Source organism: Aestuariivirga sp., from assembly GCF_046294715.1.
GTDB lineage: Bacteria > Pseudomonadota > Alphaproteobacteria > Rhizobiales > Aestuariivirgaceae > Aestuariivirga.
In genome coordinates, this window is sequence record NZ_JBKBKI010000022.1 from 44248 (window position 1) to 59690 (window position 15443).

16 protein-coding genes are annotated in these 15443 nt (G+C 65.1%); 9 read left to right on the forward strand and 7 right to left on the reverse strand.

Annotated elements, in window-relative coordinates; translation table 11 throughout:
• Positions 1 to 25 precede the first annotated feature (25 nt).
• A complete protein-coding gene (locus ACK4HL_RS14445; RefSeq protein ID WP_409761525.1) occupies positions 26 to 403 on the forward strand; it encodes a YkgJ family cysteine cluster protein in 378 nt (125 codons plus the stop codon).
• Here ACK4HL_RS14445 and ACK4HL_RS14450 read toward each other — a convergent pair.
• Positions 372 to 1751, reverse strand: a complete 1380-nt coding sequence (locus tag ACK4HL_RS14450) for an MATE family efflux transporter (RefSeq protein WP_409761527.1) — start codon at positions 1749 to 1751, stop codon at positions 372 to 374. The two genes, ACK4HL_RS14445 and ACK4HL_RS14450, sit on opposite strands and share 32 nt — an antisense overlap.
• A 60-nt stretch (positions 1752 to 1811) precedes the next feature.
• Positions 1812 to 3617 carry a DNA helicase RecQ gene (gene recQ, locus ACK4HL_RS14455; RefSeq protein ID WP_409761529.1) on the reverse strand — a complete coding sequence of 602 codons (1806 nt, stop codon included), beginning with the start codon at positions 3615 to 3617 and terminating at the stop codon, positions 1812 to 1814.
• Between the two features lie 168 nt (positions 3618 to 3785).
• Between recQ and ACK4HL_RS14460 the strand changes: the two genes are divergently transcribed.
• From ACK4HL_RS14460 to ACK4HL_RS14470, 3 genes are all read left to right on the forward strand, one after another.
• On the forward strand, positions 3786 to 4286 hold the full coding sequence (locus tag ACK4HL_RS14460) for a DUF4405 domain-containing protein (protein ID WP_409761531.1): 501 nt from the start codon (positions 3786 to 3788) through the stop codon (positions 4284 to 4286).
• A 93-nt stretch (positions 4287 to 4379) separates the two neighbouring features.
• Positions 4380 to 7301, forward strand: coding sequence for an excinuclease ABC subunit UvrA (uvrA, locus tag ACK4HL_RS14465; RefSeq protein ID WP_409761533.1), 2922 nt, complete (start codon positions 4380 to 4382; stop codon positions 7299 to 7301).
• Positions 7301 to 7780 carry a gamma-glutamylcyclotransferase family protein gene (locus ACK4HL_RS14470; RefSeq protein WP_409761535.1) on the forward strand — a complete coding sequence of 160 codons (480 nt, stop codon included), beginning with the start codon at positions 7301 to 7303 and terminating at the stop codon, positions 7778 to 7780. The genes uvrA and ACK4HL_RS14470 overlap by 1 nt, the downstream gene beginning before the upstream one ends.
• On the opposite strand, the gene ACK4HL_RS14475 is transcribed toward ACK4HL_RS14470, so the two are convergent.
• On the reverse strand, positions 7774 to 8247 hold the full coding sequence (locus ACK4HL_RS14475; protein ID WP_409761537.1) for a cupin domain-containing protein: 474 nt from the start codon (positions 8245 to 8247) through the stop codon (positions 7774 to 7776). The two genes, ACK4HL_RS14470 and ACK4HL_RS14475, sit on opposite strands and share 7 nt — an antisense overlap.
• The gene (locus ACK4HL_RS14480) at positions 8240 to 8689 is read right to left on the reverse strand and encodes an iron-sulfur cluster assembly scaffold protein (RefSeq protein ID WP_409761539.1); all 450 of its coding nucleotides are present in this window, start codon (positions 8687 to 8689) and stop codon (positions 8240 to 8242) included. Before ACK4HL_RS14480 ends, ACK4HL_RS14475 begins: the two co-directional genes overlap by 8 nt.
• A gap of 171 nt (positions 8690 to 8860) precedes the next feature.
• Between ACK4HL_RS14480 and folE the strand changes: the two genes are divergently transcribed.
• Together folE and hisI are read left to right on the forward strand one after the other, a co-directional pair.
• On the forward strand, positions 8861 to 9487 hold the full coding sequence (gene folE / locus ACK4HL_RS14485; RefSeq protein WP_409761541.1) for a GTP cyclohydrolase I FolE: 627 nt from the start codon (positions 8861 to 8863) through the stop codon (positions 9485 to 9487).
• Entirely contained in the window at positions 9487 to 9888 is a 402-nt protein-coding gene (gene hisI / locus ACK4HL_RS14490; protein ID WP_409761543.1) for a phosphoribosyl-AMP cyclohydrolase, read from the forward strand. The genes folE and hisI overlap by 1 nt, the downstream gene beginning before the upstream one ends.
• 16 nt (positions 9889 to 9904) lie before the next feature.
• On the opposite strand, the gene ACK4HL_RS14495 is transcribed toward hisI, so the two are convergent.
• On the reverse strand, positions 9905 to 10339 hold the full coding sequence (locus ACK4HL_RS14495) for a CBS domain-containing protein (RefSeq protein WP_409761545.1): 435 nt from the start codon (positions 10337 to 10339) through the stop codon (positions 9905 to 9907).
• Between the two features lie 47 nt (positions 10340 to 10386).
• A complete protein-coding gene (locus ACK4HL_RS14500; RefSeq protein ID WP_409761547.1) occupies positions 10387 to 11103 on the reverse strand; it encodes a rhomboid family intramembrane serine protease in 717 nt (238 codons plus the stop codon).
• Between the two features lie 92 nt (positions 11104 to 11195).
• Here ACK4HL_RS14500 and ACK4HL_RS14505 point away from each other — a divergent pair, with 92 nt between their 5' ends.
• The 3 genes from ACK4HL_RS14505 (at position 11196) to ACK4HL_RS14515 (ending at position 13726) form a co-directional block, all read left to right on the forward strand.
• The gene (locus ACK4HL_RS14505) at positions 11196 to 11825 is read left to right on the forward strand and encodes a PAS domain-containing protein (protein ID WP_409761549.1); all 630 of its coding nucleotides are present in this window, start codon (positions 11196 to 11198) and stop codon (positions 11823 to 11825) included.
• 71 nt (positions 11826 to 11896) lie between these two features.
• Positions 11897 to 12502 (forward strand): PilZ domain-containing protein, encoded by a 606-nt coding sequence (locus ACK4HL_RS14510; protein ID WP_409761551.1) that lies wholly within the window; start codon positions 11897 to 11899, stop codon positions 12500 to 12502.
• 27 nt (positions 12503 to 12529) lie between these two features.
• The gene (locus ACK4HL_RS14515) at positions 12530 to 13726 is read left to right on the forward strand and encodes a fumarylacetoacetate hydrolase family protein (protein WP_409761553.1); all 1197 of its coding nucleotides are present in this window, start codon (positions 12530 to 12532) and stop codon (positions 13724 to 13726) included.
• A 100-nt stretch (positions 13727 to 13826) separates the two neighbouring features.
• Here ACK4HL_RS14515 and dnaE read toward each other — a convergent pair.
• The coding region (dnaE, locus tag ACK4HL_RS14520; RefSeq protein WP_409761555.1) for a DNA polymerase III subunit alpha at positions 13827 to 15443 on the reverse strand (1617 nt) is incomplete at its 5' end.

Below are 15443 nucleotides of genomic sequence, written 5' to 3' on the forward strand. Positions count from 1 at the left end.
TTCGCCCGCTTCCGGATCGAGACTTATGCCCCGCAAGAAATACGACTGCATGAAGTGCCCCGGCTATTGCTGCTCCTATCCGGTGATCGAGGTGAAGGACCGCGATGCCGAGCGCATCGCCAGGCACTTCGGCCTGCCGCTCGAGGTGGCGGAGAAGAGGTTCTTCAAGTCTGCGCACGGCTACAAGCGCATCTTCCGCCGCAAGCGGGATGAGCATTTCGGCAAGATCTGCATGTTCTTCGACACCGAGAACCGGCGCTGCGGCATCTACCCTGCAAGGCCCACCACCTGCCGCGTCTTCCCCGGCGAGGGTCGCTGCGGCTATTACGACTTCCTGTCCTTCGAGCGGGCTGGGCAGGAAGACGAGACCTTCATCTCGACGACCGATCACTCGGAGAACTGACGTTCACCCAGCGCCTGGCGAGGAGCTCGAAACGCCAGGCGAGGAGTGTCGCGGTGAAGGCGAGGCCGATGGCGAGCCCCCACCACAGGCCGGGCGCACCCCAGCCCATGCGGAAGCCAAGGAGATAGCCGCCGCCGAGACCGACGATCCAGTAGCCAACGCCGGCGATCGCCAGGGGTACGACCGCGTCCCTTAGGCCGCGCAAGGCATGGGAGGCGATGACCTGCAGCCCGTCGAAAACCTGGAAAATGGCGGCGATGACCAGGAGCACGGCGACGAGCGCGGCGATCTCGGCATAATTGGGGTCCGACGGCTCGAGGAAGGTGCGGGCCACGAAACCGGGCGCGAAGACCGGGATCAGCACCAGCAGCAGCGGGATGGCAACGCCCACCACCATGCCGAGATTGCCGGCCTGGCGGGCGGCGGCGGCGTCGTCCGCCCCGACGAAGAAGGCAACGCGCACCATGGCGGCTTCCGAGATGCCGAGCGAGATGACGAAGGGAATTGCGATCCAGCCCATCACCATCTGGTAGGCCGCCAGTTCCACCGCGCCCATGACGCCCGAGAGCAAGGCGGTCGCGGCGAAAAGGCCCGATTCGAGCGCAACGATCCCGGCCACCGGAAGGCCAAGCCGAACGAGCGGCCCATAGGCGCGCGGCCCGCCGATGCTGCCCTTGTTCAGCGGCAACTTCTCGCGCCGCACCAGCCAGAAGGTGTAGGCGGCGAGGCTCAGGCACTTGAACCACATGGAGACGGCCCAGGCGATGCCAGCGCCGGCAATGCCGAGCCGGGGAAGCCCGAAACTTCCATGAACCAGCCCCTGCATGAGCAGATAATTCAGGATGACGGTGAGGACGGTTATCGCCATCACGAAGCCCGTCCGCATCATCGCGGCGGCGAAGCTTCTCAACACCCCGAACCAGATGATGGGCAACATGGCGAAGGCGAAGGCGGTGTAATAGGGGCCGGAGATGCGGACCACCTCCGCATCCTGCCCGGCGAGCCGCAACACCGGGCCCAGATTGAGCACGACGAGCGTCGCCGCAAGGCCCAAGAGGCCCGAGAGAATCAGCCCACGGACGAGTTCAGGCAGCGCCTGACCGCGGCGCAGGGCACCCATCGCTTCCGAGACCAGCACGCCCACCACCGAGAAGAAACCCATCAGCACGATGCACATCTGGTAGGAAAGATCCGTGGCGATGCCGGCGGCGGCGAGCTCGACCGCTCCGAGCCGGCCGACGACCATCTTCGCCGTGATGACCATCATCACGTCGGCGAGATAGGCGAAGATCAGCGGCAGGGCGATGACGAGAAGCGCCTTCGTTTCCTGCAGGGGGCTCGGTTTCAACGGGCAGTCCTTCCGGTGGGCCGAACGGCTTAGCCCGTGCCCTCGCGGGAGGCAACCGCCTTAGGCCGCCGAACGGCCGCCGAGGAAGCCGCGGATCTCATCGAGGAAAACGTCGGCGAATTGCTGCAGCTTCGATTCACCAACGCCGTGCAACTCGCCGAAATCCCAACGGGTGAGCGGGCGCTTCGCGGCCATGTCGATCAGCGTGCGGTCCGAGAAGATCACGTAGGCCGGAACGCCGCGTTGTCTTGCGAGCTTCGCCCGCAGCGATTTCAACCGCTGCAGCAACTCTTCCGGAACCTCCGCCATGTCCGCGGAGACGCTCCTGCGTGAGGGCTTGGATGGCTTCTTCAGCGGGTCTTGCCGGTAGCGGAAAGTGCCCTCGCCTCTTGCGAGTGCCGAGCCCTTCGGGGCAACCGAGAGCCCGCCGTAACCGGCGACGTCGATGGACAGGTAGCCGCCGCCCACCATCTGTCTGATGACCGACTGCCAGTGAGGGCGTCCATGGGCCTTGCCGATGCCGAAGACGGGAAGCTCCGCGTGGCGCTGCGCCTCCGTCTTTTCGTTGGCCCTGCCGGAGAGCACGTCGGCCACATGGGCCGCGCCGAAGCGCTCACCAGTGGCCTTCACCGCCTCTATCACCCAGAGCGCCTCTGCCGTGCCGTCAACGAGATGCACGGGATCGAGGCAGACGTCGCAGTTGCCGCAGGGCCCGGACTCCTCTCCGAAATAGAGCAACAGGTTCTGGCGGCGGCATTCGGGGGCCTCGCAATAGGCCACCAGCGCATCGAGGCGCTTGTGCTCGCGCCGCCTTCGCTCCTCGCCGCCATCCTCCTGGTCGATGAAGCGGCGGCGCATCTGGATGTCGCCGAGGCCATAGACCATCTTGGCGTCGGCCGGAGCGCCGTCCCGCCCGGCCCGGCCAATCTCCTGGTAATAGGCATCGAGCGATGACGGCAAGTCGGCGTGGAAGACGAAGCGCACGTCCGGCTTGTCGATGCCCATTCCGAAAGCGATCGTGGCGCAGACGATGACGCCCTTCTCGGTCATGAACAGGCTCTGCGCCTCGGCCCTTTCTTCGGCACTCATTCCGGCATGGTAAGCAATGGCGCGGAAGCCTTTGCCTGCGAGAAAGCCAGCCCATTCCTCGGTCGATTTCCGCGACAGGGCATAGAGGATGCCCGACTGGCCCTCGCGCCCCTCCAGAAAGTCCAACAGCTGCTGCTTCGCATTGGACTTCGGCGCCACCGCGAGGCTGATGTTGGGCCGGTCGAAGCCGGCGACATAGATGTCCGCCCGGCCGCCGAAGATCTTCGCCACGATGTCGCGCCGCGTGGCCTCGTCCGCGGTGGCCGTGAAGGCTCCCATGGGAACCCCGGGGAAGGCCTGCCGCAGGCTCTGCAGCATGTCGTATTCTGGGCGGAAGGATGGCCCCCACTGCGAGATGCAATGTGCCTCGTCGATGGCGATGAGCCGAACGTCCAGCCGGGAAAGGGCAGCGATCATGCGCTCTGTCATCAGCCTTTCGGGCGAGAGATAGAGGAGCCGCACCTCACCCGCCGCCACCTTGCGCCAGATCGCGACGTTCTCCTCGCGGCTGGCGGCGGAGTTGATGGTCTCCGCCGCGACTCCGGCGAGTTTCAGCGCGGCGACCTGATCCTGCATGAGAGCGACGAGCGGCGAGACGACGACGGCGAGACCGCCCCGCGCCAGGGCCGGAACCTGGTAGCAGAGCGACTTGCCCGAGCCCGTGGGCATCACGGCGAGAACGTTGCGGCCCCCGAGGAGCGTGCTCACGATCGCCTCCTGCCCGGGGCGGAAACTCTCGTAGCCGAAGGTCTTGCGGAGAATCTCGTGCGGTTCCACCGGGCCCGTGTAGCCGCTCTCCGGTGATTCGGCTCAGGCATATCGATTGCACCTCCGCTGCGATGCAGACGCATGGCAGCATTTCGCCAGCACACGACGGAGTTGCAGCGGCGATGCGTCTTTCCCTCGCCGCAGCCTCGGCGCTGCCAACGCAAACAGGACCCTTACATGCCAACCCTCCTCCAGCGCTACGCCACACCGCTCGTCACCGGCCTCTTCCTGGTATCACTCATCTCGGGCGTGGCGCTCTTCTTCCATGCCGCCCCGGCCCTCTTCCACGGGATGCATGAATGGCTCTCGATGGTGCTGATCCTGCCTTTCATTCTGCATGCCTGGAAGAACTGGCGGCCCTTGGCGGCCTATTTCCGGAAGCCTGCCTTCGCGCTGGCGCTGCTTCTCTCGGCGGTTCTCGCAGCACCCTTCGCGCTCCAGTCCGCTGCGGGAGGCGGACCGCCCCAGATGGCCCTCGCCCACGCCCTCTTCGTCAACACGGCGAATGAGATCGCCCCGCTCCTGAAGACCTCGCCGGAGACGCTCGTCGGCGGGCTGAAGGCGGCGGGCTTCACCACTGCCTCGGCCGACCAACCGCTGGCAGACATTGCCAAGGCGTCCGGCAAGACCGATATGGAGCTCGCCGCAGCGCTGAACCGGGCGGGCCTCCAGCCCTAACCCGGCGAACTGTCCACAGAGCTTGCGCGTAATTCACCCCGCAGGACGGTCCCCGCCTTGCGGGCGTTCTCTTTTTGATCTAGTCGAGAGCCTATGCCTGAGCAAAAGAAAGTCCTCTCCATTCAGGGGGCGCGCGAGCACAACCTGAAGAACGTCTCCCTCGAGCTGCCGCGGGACAAGCTGATCGTGTTCACGGGACTGTCCGGCTCCGGCAAGTCTTCGCTTGCCTTCGACACGATCTATGCCGAGGGTCAACGCCGTTACGTCGAGTCGCTCTCGGCCTATGCCCGGCAGTTCCTCGAGATGATGCAGAAGCCCGATGTCGACCAGATCGACGGCCTCTCGCCAGCAATCTCGATCGAGCAGAAGACGACGAGCCGCAACCCGCGCTCCACGGTGGGCACCGTCACCGAGATCTATGATTACATGCGGCTCCTCTTTGCCCGCATCGGCGTGGCCTATTCGCCGGCGACGGGCCTGCCCATCGAGAGCCAGACGGTAACCCAGATGGTGGACCGGGTGATGGCGCTCGCCGAGGGCACCAGGCTCTACCTCCTCGCTCCCATCGTTCGCGGGCGCAAGGGCGAATACCGCAAGGAACTGGCGGAACTCCAGAAGAAGGGCTTCACCCGCGTGAAGGTGGACGGCGCCTTCCACGAGATCGACTCCGTTCCCGCCCTCGACAAGAAATACAAGCATGACATCGACGTGGTGGTGGACCGCATCGTGGTGCGACCCGACATCGCCACCCGACTCGCCGACAGTTTCGAAACGGCGCTGAAGCTGGCCGACGGGCTGGCCGTCGCCGAATACGCCGACAGGCCGCTCCCCCCATCCGAGACAGCAGAGGAGAGCGCCAACAAGTCGAAGAACGAGACGCATGAGCGCATCCTGTTCTCCGAACGCTTCGCCTGCCCCGTTTCGGGCTTCACCATCGAGGAGATCGAGCCCCGGCTGTTCTCCTTCAACAATCCCTATGGGGCCTGCCCGAAATGCGACGGGCTCGGCACCGAACTCCACTTCGAACCCGACCTGGTGGTGCCGGATACGTCGCTTTCCATGCGCGAGGGCGCCATCCTCCCCTGGGCGCGCACCGGCAACACGTCGCCCTACTACAACCAGACGCTGGAGGCCCTTGCGAAGCACTACAAGGTGTCGATGAACACGGCCTGGAAGGACTTACCGAAGAAGGCGCGCGAGGCGATCCTGTTCGGCACGGGAGAGGACGAGGTGACCATCACCTATGACGATGGCATCCGCACCTACAAGACGAAGAAGCCCTTCGAGGGCGTCATCGGCAACATCGAAAGGCGCTGGCGCGAGACCGATTCGGAATGGATGCGCGAGGAGCTCTCCCGCTACCAGTCGGACCATCCATGCAGTGAGTGCAACGGCTACCGACTGAAGCCCCAGGCACTGGCGGTGAAGGTGGACCGCAAGCACATCGGCGAAGTCTCGGCCCTGTCGATCCGCGACGCCAATGCATGGTTCTCCGATCTTCCTGCGAAGCTCAAGGCCAAGGACCAGGAGATCGCTGCGCGCATCCTCAAGGAGATCCGCGACAGGCTGAAGTTCCTCGTCGACGTGGGGCTGGACTACCTGAACCTGTCTCGCACCTCTGGCACGCTCTCGGGCGGCGAGAGCCAACGGATCCGGCTGGCCTCACAGATCGGTTCCGGCCTCACCGGCGTGCTTTACGTGCTGGACGAGCCATCGATCGGCCTCCACCAGCGTGACAATGCGCGGCTGCTCGACACGCTCGTTCACCTGCGGGATCTCGGCAACACGGTGATCGTGGTGGAGCATGATGAGGACGCGATAAGGCTCGCGGACTATGTCGTTGACATCGGCCCCGGTGCGGGCGTCCATGGCGGCGAGATCGTGGCGCAGGGAACGCCACCGGAGATCATGGCGAATCCCCGCTCGCTCACCGGCCAATATCTCACGGGCCAGCAGGCCGTGCCGCTGCCGGGCGTGCGCCGCAGATGGGACAAGGGCCGCTCGATCCGCGTCAAGGGGGCGAGGGCCAACAATCTCAAGAACGTCTCGGCGGAAATCCCGCTTGGCGTCTTCACCTGCGTCACCGGCGTCTCGGGCGGGGGCAAATCCACGCTGCTGATCGACACCGTCTACAAGGCGGCGGCGCGCAAGCTCATGGGCACGCGCGAGGCGCCTGCCGAACACGACCGGATCGAGGGTCTCGAACTTCTCGACAAGATCATCGACATCGACCAGAGCCCCATCGGCCGCACGCCAAGGTCCAACCCCGCCACCTACACCGGCGCCTTCACCCCGATCCGTGACTGGTTTGCAGGCCTCCCCGAGGCCAAGGCGCGCGGTTACGAGCCGGGACGCTTCTCCTTCAACGTGAAGGGCGGGCGCTGCGAAACTTGCCAGGGCGACGGCGTCATCAAGATCGAGATGCACTTCCTGCCCGACGTCTACGTGACCTGCGATGCCTGCCACGGGCACCGCTACAACCGCGAGACGCTAGAGATCAGGTTCAAGGACAAGTCCATCGCCGACGTGCTCGAGATGACGGTGTCGGAGGCGACGGAATTCTTCCGCGCCGTGCCGAGCGTGCGCGACAAGATGGAGACGCTGGAGCGCGTCGGACTAGGTTACATCAAGGTCGGCCAGCAGGCCACCACGCTCTCGGGCGGCGAGGCGCAGCGCGTGAAGCTCGCCAAGGAACTCTCCCGCCGTGCCACGGGCCGGACGCTCTATCTCCTGGACGAACCCACCACGGGCCTGCATTTCCACGACGTGAAGAAGCTTCTGGAAGTGCTGCACGAACTGGTCGAGCAGGGCAACACGGTGGTCGTCATCGAGCACAATCTCGAGGTCATCAAGACGGCAGACTGGATCATCGATCTGGGTCCCGAGGGCGGCGATGGCGGCGGCGAGATCGTGGTGGCGGGAACGCCCGAGGACGTGGTGCGCGAGAAGCGCAGCTATACCGGCCAGTTCCTGAAGGAGGTGCTGCGCCGGGGGCGGAAGCAGGCGGCGGAATAGTGCTCTATTTCGCCTACGGCTCCAACATGTCGAGGCGCCAGATGGTCGAGCGCTGCCCCGGGCATCACTGCCTCGGCAAGGCGCTGCTCCCCGGACACGCGCTGTGCTTCCCACGCTTCTCCACGATCCGGAAGTGCGGCGTCGCCGGCATCGAGATGAAGCCCGGCGCGCAGGTGTGGGGTGTGGTCTACCGGCTGGACGAGAGCGATCTCGCGGCGCTCGACCGGCGGGAGGGCTATGATCCGGGCCAGCCACCGCATGTGAACCGCTACAACCGGTCGAGGATCCGCGTGTTGATGAACGGCGATGCCTCGCAGGCCGTCGACTGCCTTACCTATCTCGCACGCGCCGAACCGGGAACGCATGCCCCCAGTGCCGCCTATCTCCGGGACATCGTCGAGGGTGCGGAGGAGAACGGGCTACCCCCGCGCTACGTGGCGATGCTGAAGGCGATCAGGTCGCCCGATGCCGTTCAATAGGGCGTGCCGTCCTTCCGCGTGATGCGGAACTTGCCGTTTTCCTTGACGGCCATCATGTCCGCCTCGGGATAATGCGCTCGGTCGCCCTCGCTCCGGGTTCCGACTTCCAGCAGGGTGACGGGCGCCGGAGAGCGGTTCACCAGCTTGTGGCCGTTGGGCACCCCTGCCCTGAAGCCGGCACACATTCCGGCGGTGAGGAGATGTTCGCCCGTGTCGTCGACGAGCGTCACCTCGCCTTCGAGGACATAGACGAATTCATCCTCCGTCTCGTGCCAGTGGCGTTCGGAGGATGCCGAACCCGGCGCCAGCACGGTGAGGTTCACGCCGAACTGGCTCAGACCGAAGGCGTCTCCCAGGGCACGCTTGGCACGGCCGGCCAGGGCCGCAGCATAGGGCGGCGGGTAGATGGTGGCGGTGCGGGCGGCAACATCCGTGGCGCGGAGGGCGGCGGGTTTCGCCTCAGCCATGCGCCGCCTCCTTCTGTTTCGCCTCGATCTGGCCGACGGCGTCGGCGACGGCATCGAAGGTCAGCAGGGTGGAGGCGTGGCGGGCCTTGAAATCCCTGACCGGCAGCAGGGCCTCGAGATCGGCCCATTTGCCGGTCGGGGGCGGGCCCTCCTCCTTGAGCATACGGTGCATCTGCTCGCGCAATGCCCGCAGTTCCTCCCCCGTCGAGCCGACGACGTGGCGAGCCATGATGGACGAGGAAGCCTGACCGAGCGCGCAGGCCTTCACCTCGTGGCCGAAATCCGTCACCACCCCATCCTTCATCCGGAGGTCGACCGTCACCTTGGAGCCGCAGAGCCGCGAATGGGCCACGGCGGTGGCATCCGGCTCGCTCAAGCGTTGCAACCGGGGAATATCTGCCGCGAAACCGAGAATCTTGCGGTTGTAGATGTCATTGATCATGCCGATATCCTAGCGCATGCGCGTTCCGCCGGAAACCGTCGTCTGGCGGTTTGCCATCGGGGCTTGCGCCATGATATGGGGACCGGCATGCGAGGGGCCAAGCGCCCGGGCATGTCATCCGCTGGCGGCTGGTCTGCGAATAACTGCCTAAGGGAAAGTGAAGTCAGGATTATGGACGCAGTCATCAAGAAAATGCCGGCAAAGGCGGTGAAGCGCCCCAGCCAGGAAGAGGCGGAGGCCGCGGTGCGCACCCTGCTCGCCTGGGCCGGAGACAACCCGGACCGGGAGGGCCTGCTGGACACCCCGAAGCGGGTGGCCAAGGCTTTCCGTGAGTATTTCTCGGGCTATGACGACGATCCGGCGGAGGCCCTCTCCCGCACATTCGAGGACGTCGGCGGCTACGACGACATCGTGATGCTGCGCGATATCGAGTTCAATTCGCATTGCGAACACCACATCGCCCCCTTCGTCGGCCGCGTCCACGTCGCCTATCTGCCCACCAAGGCGGTGGTTGGCATTTCCAAGCTCGCCCGCGTGGTGGAAATCTACGCGCGGCGGCTTCAGACCCAGGAGACGATGACGGCACAGATCGCGAACTCGATCTCCGACGCGCTGAACCCGCGGGGCGTGGCCGTGCTGGTGGAAGCGGTGCATACCTGCATGTCGATGCGGGGCATCGGCAAGCGCAATGTCGCCACCATCACCACGCAGTTCACCGGCGAGTTCAAGTCGAACCCGGTGCTTCAGGCCCGTTTCATGGAACTCGTCCGCGCGCCCTCGAGCGGCTTCGCTCTGTAATGGCACCGGGCCTCGATGAAACCACAGTGTTTCAACCGAGGTTCGGGTCGGACGGGTTGATCCCGGCCATCGTCACAGACGCCCGCGACGGCACCGTGCTGATGTTCGCCTACATGAATGCCGAGGCACTGAAGCGCACGCAGGAAACCGGGCTTGCCCATTTCTGGAGCCGCTCACGGGGCGCGCTGTGGAAGAAGGGCGAGACTTCCGGCGAAACGCTGAAGGTTTCCGAAATCCTCACTGATTGCGATCAGGACGTCCTGCAGTTGAAGGCCGAACCGCAGGGACGCGGTGCCGCCTGTCACACCGGGCGCCGAAGCTGCTTCTATCGCAGGGCCGATGGCGAGCGGCTCAGCTTCATCGACGATCGCCGGCTGTTCAACCCGAAGTCCGTCTACTGATGCAGGCCGGCGGCCGTCAGCCGGCGGATGCGATGTAGGTCTTCATCTCCTCCGCTTCGCGCTCGATAGATTCGATGCGGAGCTTGACCACGTCGCCGATCGACACCATCCCGGCGAGCTTGCCGTTGGCCACGACCGGCAAATGGCGGATGCGGTTCTCGGTCATCAGCTGCATGAGTTCCGCCTCTGAATCGCTAGGCGAGCAGGTGCGCACCTTGGCGGTCATGATCTCGCGCGCCTTCCTGTTCAGAACGCCGGCGCCGCTTCCCGCCATGGCGCGCACCACGTCACGCTCGGAGACGATCCCCGATATGGCGCCGGACCCGTCCACTACAACGACGGCGCCGATGCGGTGCCGGGCAAGCGTGTCGACGATGGTCTGCACGTTGTCTTCGGGGGAGACGGTGATGACCGCCGAGCCCTTCTGCCTGAGGATGTGAGCAACTGCCATGGAGGCCTCCTTCCTGCAAGGTCAACGGGTTGGAGCCTATCACGGTTTCAGGCGGGGCGCACCGCCCTCCGGGCAAGAGCGTAAAAGGCGGCAAGCCCGCCAAGGAATCCGCCGATATGGGCCTCCCACGCAATGCCGCTGTCGGCCGCGAAGGAATTGCCCGTCCAGCCGGCCGCACCCGAAAACAGCGTCAGCGCCAGCCACACCCCGGAAAACATCAGTGCCCGCGGATTGGAGACGAGTTCGCCGAAGCTGAGCGGCCGCCCGCCTCCTTGTGCCGGGCGGGCATACATGATGGGTATCGCCGCCGCCAGAAGCCCCGACACCGCGCCCGATGCGCCGATCACGAAGATCTCCTCCCCCCAGTGAAGCGCCAGGCTCGACAGGCCGCCGGCGAGACCCGCGAGGAGGCAAAGCGCCAGGAACCGGCCGCTGCCGAGATATCGCCCGACGGGGGTTCCGAAAATCAGGAGCCACAGCGAATTGAAAAAGAGATGCATCCAGTCGCCATGCAGCAGCATGTAGCTGGCGAGCGACCAGTATTGCGATCCCTCGATCATCGGAAAGCCCGGATCGGTGAAGCGTGCGGGAATGAGCGCCAGGGCGAAGAGCGACCACACCCGCCAGTTCTCGCCCAGAAGGTTCAGCAGCACATGGACCAGAACCAACCCGCCGATCACCGCCAGCACGGCGGGCGGCGCATTGATCGCCGGCCCTGCAGCACCCCTGTTCCAGTTGACTCGCGGCGAGTTCTGCTCCGGCAAGTTGTTTCCTTCCATTGGCATGAACGCTGCAACGGCGTGCGGCGAAGGTCAATATTGGTACACCGGAGGGGGCTCCGGCATGAGGTTCGGCGATGTGGGTTAAAGGGGAAGCTCAGACAAGCCAAGAGGACAAGGCGATCCAGCATCCGTGGAGCCGGATGTTGTTCCGCTTCTGGGAGGCGACGCGCGCGGAACGATCTGCCCCGCATCGGCACGATCTCGATCTGAAGCAGATCCGCGCGCTGGTGCCCTACCTGTTCATCGCGGAACAGCCGGAAGGGACACTCGACTTTCGCTGGCGCCTCGCCGGAACGGGAATCTGCCATCTCTATGGCCGCGAATTGACGGGCAAGCCATTCCTCACCGGATGGGACGATTTCGAAGCTGCGGTCATTCACCGTTTCCTGGGTGCCGTCACCGGCATGCACCAGCCAGCCCTGCTGCGCCTCCGCTTGGGCACCGTGCGGGGGCAGACCCTCACCGCCGAAATGGCGGCCTTTCCGGTCCTCGCGAGCGACGAGGTGAACACCCATGTCCTGGGGGGTCTCTTTCCGTTCGCCGATCCGAGCCATGATGATCCGGACGGGCTTGCCACGTTCGAACTCCAGTCGGCGCGGCTGGTGTGGACGGAAACGATTCCCCCTGCAATCGAGGGCGCGAATGCCGCTCCGCCCGCCCGCCCGCGCTTCCATGTCATTGCCGGAGGGCGCAGCCGCGGCTAATTTTCGATCGCTTAACCCTGTTTTTACGGTGCAACCTCTAATCTAGAGGAGTCGTCAAAGGAGGGATTGGCGTGGACTCGACCGTCAGGGTTGAAAGCGAGCCGGCCGCACAGGAGAAGGTGTCTGTGCAGCAGACGCTCTTTGCACGCTTCATGCTGCCCGACACCACCGAGCATGGCTGCCGCGTGAAGGAGATCGATGCCGATGGCGCCATATTCCTGGTCAACCTCAAGATTCCCCCCCGCCTCAGCATCGTGGCCTATGTCGAAGAGGTCGGCCGGGTGGAGGGCATTACGGGGGAAACGGTGGAAGGCGGCTTCCGCGTGGCGTTCAAGCTCTCCGGCGCGAGGCGCGAACGCTTCGAAGGACGGTTGCGCTGGCTGAGCCAGAAGGAACGCCAACCTGCACCTGCCGAGGCAGAACGCCGCCACACCCGCTTCGAACCAACCGAGAGGCAGTCGCAGATTACCCTTCCCGACGGGCGCGAATATCCTTGCGAGGTGATGGACATTTCGCTCTCCGGCGCCGCAGTGAAGGTGGACGTGATGCCGAGCCTCGGAACCTATCTCCTGCTCGGCAAGATGCGCGGCCGCGTGGTGCGCTACCACGAGGACGGAATCGCCATCGAGTTCCTCAAACTGCTCGACCGCGGCCAGCTGAACGACAGCCTGCGCTGAATCACGAAGTCTTTCGCTTCCCGCCGCATGGGCTCCGCGCTATGGTGCGGCATGCCCTCGCTTTCCGATTACATGTCATCCGACTCGCTCCCGGCAGACGGACTCCTCGTCGGGCGGGCCTGGAGTCCTGCCGCGGGCGGGCCGTGCATCATCCGCCGTGACGGTGAACGCCTCACGGACATCACCGCAGCCTTTCCCACGGTCCGCGACCTGTGTGAGGCAGAGAACCCTGCCGCCGCCGCCCGCGCCGCGAAAGGCGAGAGCCTGGGAGCGGCCGATGCCATCCTGGCCAATACTCCACCGGAGTCACGCGATCCCTCGAAGCCCTGGCTGTTGCCGCCCGTCGACCTGCAGGCGCTCAAGGCGGCGGGCGTCACCTTCGCCACATCGATGCTCGAGCGCGTGATCGAGGAGCGCGCGCGCGGCAACCCCGCCGCCGCCGCAGAGATCCGCGCCACGATCGAAACCCTCATCGGGGACGATCTGTCGAAGCTCCGCGCCGGTTCGCCCGAAGCCATGCAGCTCAAGGCCGTGCTCATGGAGAAGGGCGCGTGGTCGCAATATCTCGAGGTGGGCATCGGGCCCGATGCCGAGATCTTCACCAAGTCGCAAATCATGTCCGCAGTTGGCCACGGCATGGAGGCGGGCCTCCACCCGGTCTCGACCTGGAACAATCCCGAGCCTGAAGTGGTGGTGGTCGTGGCTTCGAGCGGCAGGATCATCGGCGCGACGCTCGGCAACGACGTGAACCTGCGCGATGTCGAGGGCCGCTCCGCCCTGCTCCTCGGCAAGGCCAAGGACAACAACGCCTCCTGCGCGCTCGGCCCGATGATCCGGCTCTTCGACGACACATTCACGCTCGACGATGTGCGGCGCATGCAACTCTCGCTCAGGGTGGAGGGCGAGGATGGCTATGTGCTGAACGGCGCCTCGAACATGTCGAAGATCAGCCGGGATCCCGCCGATCTCGTGGGCCAGATGATCGGACCCTATCACCAGTACCCCGACGGTGCGGTGCTGTTCCTCGGCACGCTCTTCGCACCGGTGGAGGACCGCGACGCGCCGGGAAAGGGCTTCACCCACAAGCTGGGCGACGTGGTGACGGTATCCTCACCCCAACTCGGCACGCTGGCCAACCGCATGACGGCGTGCGATCAGGCCGCACCCTGGACATTTGGTGCCAGCCACCTGTTCAGGAATCTCGCACAGCGAGGGCTGCTGTAAGCAAACCCTGTTCCGGCGCTCCACGCCACTCTTCCGCTGGCGGCGGGAGACCGGGACATGAAGAGTTCCCTCCTCCGAGGAGAAGCTTGTTTCCGCGAGATCAGAGATCCTGCACGTCCACAACGCCCGCTATCGCCTTGATGGCGCCCTTGATCTGGGGGGTCACGGTGAACTTGTTGCCGAGCGAAACATGCACCTCGCGACCCTGCTCCATCAGCATGACCAGGCGCACCGGCGCACGGCCGCCATTGCTGAGCCGCGCGGCGATGGAATCGATCGGCTTCGCATCGCGCACGAAGATTTCGAGACCGGTCACCATTTGCGCGGCGGCCTTGTCGAGCATCTCCACGCCCTGGAGCCTCAGCTTAACTTCTTCACCCTCGACATCGGCCTCGACGCGGGCGATCACGGCGTTGCCCGGTTCGAGGAGATCGCGGCAGGCGGCGAGCGTGTCCGAAAAGCAGATCGCCTCGAACTGGCCGGTCGGGTCCGAGAAGCCGACGAAGGCGAACTTGTTGCCGGATTTCGAGCGCCGCTCCTGCCGGTGGGTCACGGTGCCAGCAAGCTTCGCGGCGCGGGCGCCCTTGGTGAGCGCCTTCTCGTGAAAGGCGGCATAAGTGTCGACTGAGAGCTTCTGCAGGGGCTTCATGTAATCGTCGAGCGGATGGCCCGAGAGATAGAAGCCCACCGCCTCGAACTCCTGCGCGAGCTTGTCCATCGGCAGCCATGCATCGCGCCGGGGCAGGACAAGATCGTCTGCAGCGCTCGCAGAGCCCCCGAAGAGGTCGTTCTGACCGGCCTCGGCCGCACTCGCTGCGCGGTTTGCCATGGCGAGAATTGACTCGATGGCCTCCAGCACCTGGGCCCGGTTGGGGTTCAGGCAATCGAAGGCGCCGGCCTTCACCAGGCTCTCCAGTGCCCGCTTGTTGACGAGCTTTGCATCGATGCGCCGGGCGAAATCGCCGAGGGAGCGGAAGGGTCCGCTCTCCTCCCTCACCCGCACCAGATGCTCGATGGCGCCGGCGCCCACATTCTTCAGGGCCGCGAGCGAATAGAGGATGGCGCCGTTCACCACCGCGAAGTCCACTCCGCTGACATTGATCGAGGGCGGGATCACCTTCACGCCCACGCGCTGCGCCTCGCGGCGGAAGAGCATGAGCTTGTCGGTGTTGCCCATGTCGAGCGTCATCGAGGCCGCGAGGAATTCCACCGGGTAATTGGCCTTCAGCCAGGCCGTCTGGTAGGAGACGACGGCATAGGCCGCGGCGTGCGACTTGTTGAATCCGTAGCCTGCGAATTTCTGCACGAGCTCGAAGATGTAATCGGCCTGGCTGGCATCGACCTCCTTCTTCACGGCGCCCGAGACGAAGCGCTCCTTCTGCGCATCCATCTCGGCCTTGATCTTCTTGCCCATGGCGCGGCGCAGCAGGTCGGCTTCGCCCAGCGAGTAGCCCGAGAGCACCTGGGCGATCTGCATCACCTGCTCCTGGTAGACCATGATGCCGTAAGTCTCTTTCAGGATGGGCTCGAGCAGCGGGTGCAGGTAGTCCGGCTCCTCCTCGCCCTTCTTGCAGGCGATGTAGCGCGGGATGTTGTCCATCGGGCCCGGTCGATAGAGGGCGACGATGGCGATGATGTCCTCGATGCGGTCAGCGCGCATTTTCTTGAGCACGTCCCGCATTCCCGAGCTTTCCAGCTGGAACACGCCCACCGTATC

Excerpts from the sequence above, each read along its gene's own strand:
- folE (WP_409761541.1), top strand. The coding sequence starts at position 8,861 with ATGGACGCAGTCATCAAGAAAATGCCGGCAAAGGCGGTGAAGCGCCCC.
- uvrA (WP_409761533.1), top strand. The coding sequence starts at position 4,380 with ATGCCTGAGCAAAAGAAAGTCCTCTCCATTCAGGGGGCGCGCGAGCAC.
- ACK4HL_RS14460 (WP_409761531.1), top strand. The coding sequence starts at position 3,786 with ATGCCAACCCTCCTCCAGCGCTACGCCACACCGCTCGTCACCGGCCTC.
- ACK4HL_RS14505 (WP_409761549.1), top strand. The coding sequence starts at position 11,196 with ATGTGGGTTAAAGGGGAAGCTCAGACAAGCCAAGAGGACAAGGCGATC.
- hisI (WP_409761543.1), top strand. The coding sequence starts at position 9,487 with ATGGCACCGGGCCTCGATGAAACCACAGTGTTTCAACCGAGGTTCGGG.
- ACK4HL_RS14445 (WP_409761525.1), top strand. The coding sequence starts at position 26 with ATGCCCCGCAAGAAATACGACTGCATGAAGTGCCCCGGCTATTGCTGC.
- ACK4HL_RS14480 (WP_409761539.1), bottom strand. The coding sequence starts at position 8,689 with ATGATCAATGACATCTACAACCGCAAGATTCTCGGTTTCGCGGCAGAT.
- ACK4HL_RS14495 (WP_409761545.1), bottom strand. The coding sequence starts at position 10,339 with ATGGCAGTTGCTCACATCCTCAGGCAGAAGGGCTCGGCGGTCATCACC.
- ACK4HL_RS14475 (WP_409761537.1), bottom strand. The coding sequence starts at position 8,247 with ATGGCTGAGGCGAAACCCGCCGCCCTCCGCGCCACGGATGTTGCCGCC.
- ACK4HL_RS14515 (WP_409761553.1), top strand. The coding sequence starts at position 12,530 with ATGGGCTCCGCGCTATGGTGCGGCATGCCCTCGCTTTCCGATTACATG.